Below are 10,169 nucleotides of genomic sequence, written 5' to 3' on the forward strand. Positions count from 1 at the left end.
CTCCACGCTGCCGCTCAACACTCAAACCCAACCGGAAGATTCCAGATCAAACCGGCCCTAACCGCGGGGGAAGGTCAAGCGGCACCAGAATTCGACGGGAATCTATCGTTAACCGTACTGGATAGCGCCAAGATTCGGGACGGCTGTCCCCCTTGAAAAATTACGGATGACTTCGAGTTCCTTGTTCGTTCATATTGATCAGAGGAACTCAACGCGGAATCCACCAACGCCCTCAGCATGAGACTTTTACCAACACCATTTTCTCCATCTATAAGCGTGAAGAAATTCCCCGTTCGCGTGCGTTGATCATCGGAAAAGAGTAACTTTTTCAAAGTCACCCTTATGTTCAAATATTAATTCCTGAGCAATCAAAGCGGGGACCTTCTCGATGTGATGCGATCTCTATCTTGGCGACACACTGGTACAGGCGCTCATCGGCATAGTAAACACAACCGGACTCCGGTCGCGGCTGGATGAAAGTTCAGTGGCAGGTCAGGCTGAATGTCCGCTTTCATGGTATACAGAGATTGCGCTCGCGCATGCAGAGAATGCCCGGAATCCGCCCTCCTCTACGGAGGCGCGAGGCGCGGACGGGGTCTTGTCCTAAGGCAAGTTTGGGCCGGTCCGTCCCAATAAGACGCTGACCTTGCGTAGGCCTACAGAGCGCATTAATCCTGTGAAATCCAATGCCCTTTGTGGGTTCGAACGATGCCTTGTGCGTTCACCAAAAGGTGCGATGTGGCACCCATGGGATAGATTGCGGCGTTTATGACGTGTCTCCTTTGCAGTCGAGCAGCTGCTTTTAGGCTCGATACTATGCCAAGACAGCATGCCGCTCTCGAAGGCCTTTTCGAAGTTTGAAAAATATTCTTTTTAACTCTTCACGTTGCACGCATTACATGTTCAGACTTGGCCACGATCCGCTACGTGATCACATTAATTCTGAAAATGAAATTTATGATGTCACAAACCTCAAAAATGGTTGTCGGAACTACAAAACGACAGGCCGATGCGACCCCGTATGCTGCTTCTCTGATCGAGGGAATGCGGGACTTCGGGTATACGCTTGAGACCGCGATGGCGGACGTAATTGACAATTCGATAACGGCTCGGGCATCTCGGGTCGAAATAATTGCAGAGACGACCACGGACGAGCCTTGGATAGCGATCGCGGACAACGGAGCCGGCATGACCGAACTCGAGTTGATCGAGGCGATGCGCCCCGGGTCCAAGAATCCTCTTAAGGAACGTGAGGGCCACGACCTTGGTCGTTTTGGTCTCGGGTTGAAAAGCGCCAGCTTTTCCCAGTGCAGGCAGCTTACGGTGATTTCTCGCAAAGGCGGCGTCACATCGGCTGCGACATGGGACCTCGACAAAGTGGCTGAGACCAATGACTGGCGAGTCGACCTTGAGGACGATCTTTCCGACATACCGGCGCTGGACAGGCTGCCGACGACCGGAACCATCGTGCTCTGGCGGAAGCTGGATCGACTGTCGACGAACTTCCGCCATGATTCCGCGAAACGATCAGCGGAAATCAACAAGGCGATCGTTTTGGCGGAGAGTCACCTCAAACTATGCTTCCATCGATATATGGAAGGCGGCAGACCTGCACTGCGTATCCTCCTCAATGACAGACGGCTCTCACCCATCGACCCATTCGCAATTGACCACATGGCAACCCAAGTGGATCCGGAAGAGCGTCTTCCGCTTCGAAACGGTGAGGTAGTCACGCAATGTTTTACATTGCCGCACCACAAAAAGATGTCGAAGCCGGCTTGGGAAGAGCTGGGTGGTCCGGAAGGACACCTTCGTACACAGGGTTTCTACATCTATCGAGAAAGGCGTCTGATCATCGCCGGCAGCTGGCTCGGTCTGGCGCGCCAAACAGAACTGACAAAGCTGGCACGGGTCCGTGTGGACATTCCGAACACGATGGATGCTGACTGGAAGATCGACGTCCGCAAGGCTTCGGCACAGATGCCGCCCGTGGTCCGCGAGCGGCTGCGCAAGATTGTCGAACGTCTGCAAGGGACCTCGAAACGAACATATCAGCGGCGTGGCCGAAAGCTGGTTTCCGAAGATAGCCTGCCATTGTGGAGCCGCATCCAGAAAGATGGCGGCGTCGTCTACCGCCCTAACGTGGATCATCCCTCGATCATCGGCTTTGGCGAATCCCTGCCGGAGGAATTCCGGCACGGCTTCAGGGTCTGCATTAATCTGCTCGGAACGGGGCTGCCGATTGCCGCGCTTCATGCTGACATGCTGGGCAGTGCAGAAAGCGTGATATCGGACGAAGCTGAATTTGTCGAGCTTGCCGATGCGGCTGAGACGGCCATACGGGCATTGCTCGCTACTGGCATGACAGGAAATGACGTGGCGCGGACGCTATGTTCGACAGAGCCATTCATCCACCACAGAGACGCGATTCGTCGGCTCATCGAAGACATTGAACAGGGAACACATTTGTGACTGCACAACTCAAGCATCTCGACGATGTCATCTCTCAATCGCTCGCTCACGAGCGTAAGAGTGGCACGGACCTAAGGGCATTCATTTCGACCATGAACATGGCGCTCAACGTGAACGCCGCGCCCGAGGCTCTGGAACAGCTTGCCAAGGATATTGAAGAACGGTTCGGCATTACGATGGGCCTGGGTGCCATGGTCGACGATGACAACTTCCGTCCTTGGTTGGATGAGGCAAAGGCAAGCATCGAGCCTTTCTATTGGGACCGATACAAGAAACTGTTGCACAAGAACGGGCTGCCGCAAGACGTTATCACAACGACGGATGAACTGACGGATCGCATTTTGGGGCGCCTCGGGAATCCGGGCCTCGCGGAGAAATGGGACCGACGCGGCATGGTTGTCGGGCATGTACAAAGCGGGAAGACAGCAAACTACACTGGTCTGATCTGCAAGGCTGCCGACGCAGGATATCGTTTGATTGTCGTAATCGCAGGCATTCATAACAATTTGCGAAACCAGACACAGGAGCGGATCGACGAAGGTTTCATCGGTCGGGATACCGGGCGTCTTGCCACGCAGGGAAAGAAGGGCAACCGCGCCATCGGTGTCGGCGTTTTTGATGATCGAAAAATTCCAGTTAGTCTGACCAACACGATCTCTGACTTCAAGAAGATGATCGCCAACACCAATAATGCGGAAATCGACGCTTTCAGAGTCCCAGTGGTTCTGGTTATCAAGAAGAACCACAACACTTTGCGCAATCTGCTGGATTGGCTAAGGGAAAACAGCTCTCGTGGCGATGACCAGATGATCGACCAGCCCATGTTGTTGATCGATGACGAAGCCGACAACGCTTCGATCAACACAAAGTACTCGAAAGAAGAGGTCACGAAGATAAACGGTCAGATTCGCGATCTTCTAAATCTGTTCCACCGCAGTTGCTATGTCGGCTACACAGCAACGCCGTTCGCCAATATCTTTGTCGACCCGGATCAGTATGACGAGGCCCTCAAGGAAGATCTCTTTCCAAAGCATTTCATCGTTGGTCTGGACGCGCCCACGAACTATTTTGGGGCGAAGAAAATCTTCATTGACGGCATTCCTGATGACGGCGATCCGGTCTGGCTTCGCTACATAAGTGACAATGAGGATCTCCTTCCGTTGAAGCACAGTATCGACCAGACGGTCGACGAGCTTCCGCAGAGTCTGAAGGAGGCAGTCCGCGCCTTCCTGATCGCAAGGACGATCAGGAACCTGCGCGGCCAGGCGTCCAAGCATTGCTCGATGCTCGTGAATGCAAGCCGGTTCACGGCGGTTCAGGGGCTGCTTAGAAACCGGTTGCATCAGTATGTGGACGCAATCCTCGACTCCCTCCGAGTAAATGGAACTCGGGGTAAGGCGGCGCTGGGGGACCGGATGATTGCCGAACTGCATGAGACATGGGAACTGGAATATTCAGACGCGGGGTTCGATTGGTCGGACGTTCAGGCGGCTATGCTGGAGGCTGCCGCTGCTGCGAAAGTCGTGGAAGTGAACAGCCGGGCAAACGGGTTGGACTATTCGGGGGACTCCAGCATCGGGCAGACGGTGATCGCTGTTGGGGGCTTTTCCCTTTCGCGTGGCCTGACGTTGGAAGGGCTGACTGTTACTTGGTTCCTGCGAAATACCATGATGTACGACACGCTGATGCAAATGGGGCGCTGGTTTGGTTACCGCAGCGGGTTTGAGGATCTTTGCCGCATCTGGATGCCTGCCGAGGCGATTGACTGGTATGCACATATCGCCGGAGCCAGCGAGGAATTGCATCTCGAACTAAAGAAAATGGAAAAGGCCAAAGCCACCCCTTCGGATTTCGGCTTGGCTGTTCGCAGCCACCCCGCTTCCCTACTGGTCACGGCTCGAAACAAGATGGGCTCGGGGCAGAAACACATTCTGATCGGTCTTTCCAATTCTTGGGTCGAGACCGCGAAGATCACGGCAAAGCCGCGAGAGCTGGCGGCGAACGAAGAAGCCGCAGAGCGGTTACTTGATGGCATGGCCGACCTTGGCTTCGGTCCCGGCGCGGCTCAAAGGGTCAATGGTGGTCATCTTCTGAACGATGTGCCGGTAGATTTGATCGACCAATTCCTGTTGAGTTGGCGCAACCATGATCAAGCCTTCCTGACACAACCTGGGCCGGTCCGGAGTTACATTCGCGATCGTGCCGCGGATGAGCTGAAGAACTGGGACATCCTAGTCACCGACGTGAAGAGCGAAGCGGAGAACTTTGAATTTGCGGGCTGGTCCGTCGGGCCGCAAATGCGTCGCATCGGGTATGCAGATCTTTCCGATCACGTTCTGTCCATGAGTGGCAAACGCGCCCGCATTGCATCGCGTGGTGTAGAGCGTATCGGGGTCGACGAGAGAATGGCGAAGCAGGTAGAGGCCGAGTATCTGGCACAACAGAAGCTGGAAGCGGCCGACGAGAACAAGCGCCCTTCCTTTCCTGACAAGATTTACCGTCAAGTTCGCATCAAGCCTCTGTTTGTACTTCATGTTGTAAAGGTACGCGCGCCGGAGGAAACGGATATCGGTCAGCTCCGGGACAAGAGCATACTTGATAGACTGCCCAAGCGTCCGGTGATCGGATGGAGCATCAGCCTGCCGCCCTCATCAAAGCCTAATGATCGCGTCGAATACATAATCAACACCCAGAAATTTCGCGAAATATACGGCACCGATGAGGACGACGAGGATGCCCATGAAGATTATTGATGGCCCATGGAAGGGCTTGCCAGAAAATCAGGCCCGGCGGGTCGATGGCAAAGGGCGGTATGACTTTTTCTGGGTACGTATGCCGGACGGCGTGCCGGGGTTGCTCTTGCGATTGTCGGTTGAGACTGAAGAAGTTCGGCCCCTGCCAAAGCTGAAGCATGTCGGCGTGTTCTACCGCGTGGTCGAAGGTGCAAATTGCTTGTGCATCACCCTATCAGAAACCTCTCACCTTGATCTGTTTGAAACACTTTGCCGAGACGTCGTGTCGGCTGGCGAACAGGCAGAAGACCTACAGAGTGCGTTGGGTCGCTCCGTGCGCCGTGCGATGCGATGGCATCATCTCCTGCGTGGCGGAAAGAAGGGTATGTCACTCGAAGAACAGCGGGGGCTTGTCGGTGAGTTGGCATTCCTTAGTGAACTTGTGGAAGTGCTCGGGCCAACCAAAGCTGTCGAATCCTGGAAGGGGCCAGATGACAGCGCCAAGGATTTCGAGCTGCCGGGGGTGTTCTTTGAGGTCAAAGCACGAAGAAGCGCCGCCCATCCGAAGGTCAGAATCTCATCCGAAGCCCAGCTGATGGACATCTCCGGAGCAAGACTGTTTTTGCGGGTGCAGGACGTGGATACCACCATTGATGCGGAAGGCGACAATCTAAAGGATATCGTGGTCAGGACGGCATCCCTGTTCGACGATGATGTTGCCGCTCTGGATATATGGGAAGAGCGTCTTTCGGCCACAGCCTATTCCGAAGACAACGTCGAAGAGGAGCGGCGTTGGCAACTGGGTGCGGCGAGAATATTTGAGGTCGTAGAGGGGTTCCCTCGGATCGTCCCTCCATTGCCAATAGGCACCGACGAAGTCGCCTATTCGATTCGTCTTGATGCCTGCACTGATTACGAACGCGCTACCGATTTGAACGGATTGCTTTTTCAGGGGAATCTGAATGTCAGAGCTTGAAGAGTTTCATCATAGCCTGATTGCTGATGTTCAGGGCGACGCCGATGCGATGGGCTCTTACAGCCAAGAAGCCTTTTTCGAGAAGATCGGCGAGATCCTTACTGAAGCCGGCGAAATAGATGAATGTGATTATTGCCATTTCGAAGGCACAAGAACGACAGTCAAGGAAGGGAAGCGGCGTCGCGTGACGCTTCAGATATCGGGATATAGTGGAGATCCGCGTGACGCCGGAGGCGATCTGTCGCTGATATTATGTGATTTCCAGATCACTCCGGAAGTCAGACGGACGGACGGCAAGTATCTGAAAGGGCAATTCGAGAATCTTGTTGAATTTCTTAGGTTCGCCAGGAAAGAAGATTTCCTTGATGAGCTTGAAGAGACGAGCAACGCTGCGCAACTCGCTGATCTGATTCAGCAACGCTGGTCGGTCATCGAAAAATTCAAGCTAATATACGTTACTAACTCAGACAACCGCGCCAAGGTAGATGCACGGCCCGCAGGGGAGATCGGCGGAAAGCCCGTGACCTACAGCGTCTGGGACCTGAAACGCCTTCAGGCCTATGTGGAACAGGGACGCGCGCGAGCAGACCTGACTATAAACTTCGTCGAGGAATTCGGCGGCGGCATCCCTGTACTCAAGGCATCAGGGTCAGAGACTGCGTTGGAAAGTTACATTGCTGTGATTCCCGGGGCACAGCTGGCTGAGATATATGATAAATGGGGCGCTCGTCTTCTGGAAGCCAACGTGCGCAGCTTCCTTCAGGCCCGGGGTAAGGTGAACCAAGGGATCAGGAATACCATCCTCAAAGAACCTCATATGTTTCTGGCCTATAACAACGGCCTCGCAGCGACAGCAGAGAGCGTGGAACTTGAACGGACCGATGACGGTCTCGTCATCACTCGGGCCGAGAACCTCCAGATTGTGAATGGCGGACAGACGACAGCTTCTATCCATGCGGCTCGAAAGGCAGCTGGTGAGGGTTTGAGGGACATCTATGTCCAGCTGAAGCTGAACGTAGTGCCGCCCATCCTGGCGGATACCGTCGTGCCCCGCATCTCGGAATTCGCGAACAGTCAGAACAAAGTCAATGCCGCTGACTTTTTTGCCAACCACCCTTTCCACATCAGAATTGAGGAGCTTTCAAGAAAAATTCTCGCCCCGGCCGGCACCGATGGCTACCGTGAAACGAAATGGTTTTACGAGCGCGCACGTGGACAATATGCCGACGAACGCGGCAAGAAGACACAGGCCGAGCGCAACAAATGGGATGCAGAATTTCCCAAAAGCCAGTTCTTTACAAAGACGGATCTGGCGAAGTTCGAGAACACGTGGGCTGGCAAGCCAGAGGTTGTTTCCAAGGGGGCTCAGAAGAACTTCGCTGCGTTCGCAAAGACGATCGAAAAGCTCTGGGGTCGTAGTGGCAAACGTGTCGGTGAGGCTTGGTATAGGCATCTGATCTCCAAAATGATCATCTTCCGCAAGCTTGAGAAGCTCGTCTCGGCCCAAGATTGGTATGAAGGCGGCTACCGAGCAAACATCGTGACCTATGCAATAGCGAAGGTCGCGCAAGATGCGGAAGTCGGAGACAAGGTCATCGACCTGGGGAGAGTCTGGCGGATGCAAGCGGTTCCACCGGCCCTGGAGGATGCATTGCTTGTCGCGGCGGCAGAGGCGCAGGAGATCATTACCAATCCGCCGGACGGCGTGCGGAATATGAGCGAATGGGCCAAAACGCAAGCGTGCTGGGAACGTTTCAGAAAACGGAGGTTGAGTTATTCCGATGACCTTCAAAGTCTGCTTATCGCCCTTGAAGAGGCCCAGTCCGAGGATGACGAAGTCAAGGATGATGCTGAACTGACGAAAAGCGTCGAAGCGCAGACCAAGGTTTTCGAGCTTGGCGCGAAGTTCTGGCTGAACGCCAGGGATTGGGGGCGGGCCCGCAAGTTGCTGTCGCAGGTGGAGTTCGGAATACTTGATGTCTGTTCAAAGATGCCGGGCAGGTTGCCAACGGAAAGGCAGACGATTGTGGCGCTCGATGTGCTGGCGAAGCTGGAGCGGAGTGGCTTCGGCATGGAGGGTGAGACTTCGGCGGCCGAGTGATCGACAGCCACCTTCCGTTAGTTCAGGAGAGCAAACAACTCACCGCCATGGCGATCTGGTATGCGAGGTAAGGAGGCACAGCATTCCCTACTTGGTGATATTGTTTCGTGCGCGGGCCGCAAAAAAAGTAGTTGTCGGGGAATGTCTGAAGGCGGGCGGCTTCCCGCACTGTCAGAGACCTGCATTGACCCGGATCAGGGTGAATGAAGTAGTGCCCATCCTTCGAAATGTGGCTGGTGACTGTCGTTGACGGGCGATCAGCTGCCTGAGTCCTGAACCGGTCTGCGAAATCTCCTGAACTGCGATTCTTGTGCTTGGGCTGCAGGAACTCTGGGAACTCAGCCAGTTTCGGTGCCCGCCCATAACTGCGCGTGAAGGCCGCCGAAAACATGTAGCGCCCGAGATCATCCGGGATGTGTCCACGCGTCTCGTGCTGCAACGTGGTGTACAGTCTTTCATCGGAAAACCACTGCTGAAGGTATTCCGGCATTACCGACTTGTCGCCCTTCCAGCCGCTTGTTCTGAGATGCGGCAGTTCGTTTGTCACCGCGATCGCTCTCGCCATCGCACGAACCTCTTCAGGTACCGCAGCGGCGCCCGCGATGCGGAAAGCTTGGTTCCTGACGACCTGCTGCCAGGCATCGGGGTCGTCCTTTCGGCTGAGACCACTACGCAGCTTCCACATCCCGGTAACGGCCTCACCAACAGAAATTGGTTCTTGTGCTGTGCCAAGGATTGGACCTACAAGATCGAGACTTTTGGCAAGATCGGTTCGAATACCAAGAATGATCACGCGGTGCCGTGCCTGTGGAACGCCGTGATCCTCCGCCCGGATGATGAAGTCCCGCGCCTCTGCTCTGTTACCTTCGGCAGGAATCGCCTGAGCCAAAGGGAGCAGCCGGTACCCATCCCCGGCGCTCTCGAGATCATCCAGTACTCGACTGAAGATTCCCCCGCCATCCACTTTGCTTGACAGCATGCCTTTGACATTCTCCATGACAAATGCTGCCGGGTTCAGACGGTCAAGGATGCGGACGTATTCCCTGTAAAGGTAATGGCGATCATCCTTCTCCGGGATGTAATCAGTTTTTCCCTTGTTCCGTGAGCGACCGGCCAACGAATAAGCTTGGCATGGCGGTCCGCCAATCAAGATCGTGTTGCCCGCAAATGCTTCACGGACCTTGTCAAGTTCTCCAGCAAGCTCATCAAAGACGCCTTTCGCGCCGAGGACTCGCTGCCGGACCTCATCCTGCGCCAGTTTCCAGTTAGCCGGGTACAGCGCACCCCAATCAGGAAATGGAAAGCCCTTGTTCAGTGCGTCGTAGTACTCCTGTGGGAAGGTATCGAATGACCGCAAGAAAGCGCGAAGGCGCAAGGTCTGCACCGCGTGATCGTCCATCTCGACCGAAAGATGAATTTTCATCCGCGCTTCTTCGCGGCAACCTGCCTGCGAAAATCCCTCGCCAAGCCCACCGGGTCCGGCAAAAAGGTCTATTATTGCGAATTCATGAGGCATGCGTTTTCTTTCTGAAGCGCATGTCTACCAGGTTTGGCAAGTAGCGCCAGGTGTAAAATGGCCGCTGGAAATATATATTCGGAACATGGTTGATGTGGTGGATCAGAAAACAAGATCGCGGATGATGGCCGGGATCAAAGCCTCGAACACGAAGCCGGAAATTCTTTTGCGAAAGGCGTTGCACTCGCGAGGGGCGTTGTTGCGCAACTCGCGCTTGAGGGGTGACAGCCCCTTAGCCCACTGACGTCATGCCGCACGGACGATCTCGGCGCTGCCGAGGGCGTTGAAGCGGTTCATAAGGGCGATGCGGATGTGGATTTCGGCGGTCTGGCGGTCGGGGTCTCTTGCCATGATGCGCTCGCCGAAGGCTTT

The 10,169-nt window shown here is 54.9% G+C and carries 6 protein-coding genes and 1 pseudogene; 5 read left to right on the top strand and 2 right to left on the bottom strand.

The window, feature by feature from the left end; all coding sequences use genetic code 11:
• The first annotated feature begins 909 nt into the window (after positions 1-909).
• Genes FOY53_RS22105 through FOY53_RS22120 form a run of 4 tightly spaced genes read left to right on the top strand, consistent with a single transcriptional unit; the run spans position 910 to position 8,281 of the window.
• Complete coding sequence (locus tag FOY53_RS22105) at positions 910-2,472, top strand: ATP-binding protein (RefSeq protein WP_222435326.1); 1,563 nt, start codon at positions 910-912, stop codon at positions 2,470-2,472.
• Entirely contained in the window at positions 2,469-5,225 is a 2,757-nt protein-coding gene (locus FOY53_RS22110) for a Z1 domain-containing protein (protein WP_146592466.1), read from the top strand. The genes FOY53_RS22105 and FOY53_RS22110 overlap by 4 nt, the downstream gene beginning before the upstream one ends.
• A complete protein-coding gene (locus FOY53_RS22115; protein WP_146592467.1) occupies positions 5,212-6,180 on the top strand; it encodes a PD-(D/E)XK motif protein in 969 nt (322 codons plus the stop codon). The genes FOY53_RS22110 and FOY53_RS22115 overlap by 14 nt, the downstream gene beginning before the upstream one ends.
• Positions 6,167-8,281 carry an AIPR family protein gene (locus FOY53_RS22120; RefSeq protein WP_146592468.1) on the top strand — a complete coding sequence of 705 codons (2,115 nt, stop codon included), beginning with the start codon at positions 6,167-6,169 and terminating at the stop codon, positions 8,279-8,281. The genes FOY53_RS22115 and FOY53_RS22120 overlap by 14 nt, the downstream gene beginning before the upstream one ends.
• 22 nt (positions 8,282-8,303) lie before the next feature.
• On the opposite strand, the gene FOY53_RS22125 is transcribed toward FOY53_RS22120, so the two are convergent.
• Entirely contained in the window at positions 8,304-9,797 is a 1,494-nt protein-coding gene (locus FOY53_RS22125; protein ID WP_146592469.1) for a DNA cytosine methyltransferase, read from the bottom strand.
• On the opposite strand from FOY53_RS22125, the gene FOY53_RS23895 reads away from it, so the two are divergent.
• On the top strand, positions 9,796-10,041 hold the full coding sequence (locus tag FOY53_RS23895; protein ID WP_246107515.1) for a PDDEXK family nuclease: 246 nt from the start codon (positions 9,796-9,798) through the stop codon (positions 10,039-10,041). The genes FOY53_RS22125 and FOY53_RS23895 overlap by 2 nt on opposite strands.
• 2 nt (positions 10,042-10,043) lie before the next feature.
• Here the strand turns inward: FOY53_RS23895 and FOY53_RS22135 are convergent.
• Positions 10,044-10,169: pseudogene (locus FOY53_RS22135) on the bottom strand (IS5/IS1182 family transposase); the annotation flags it as partial.

The organism is Puniceibacterium confluentis (assembly GCF_007923445.1).
GTDB lineage: Bacteria > Pseudomonadota > Alphaproteobacteria > Rhodobacterales > Rhodobacteraceae > Puniceibacterium > Puniceibacterium confluentis.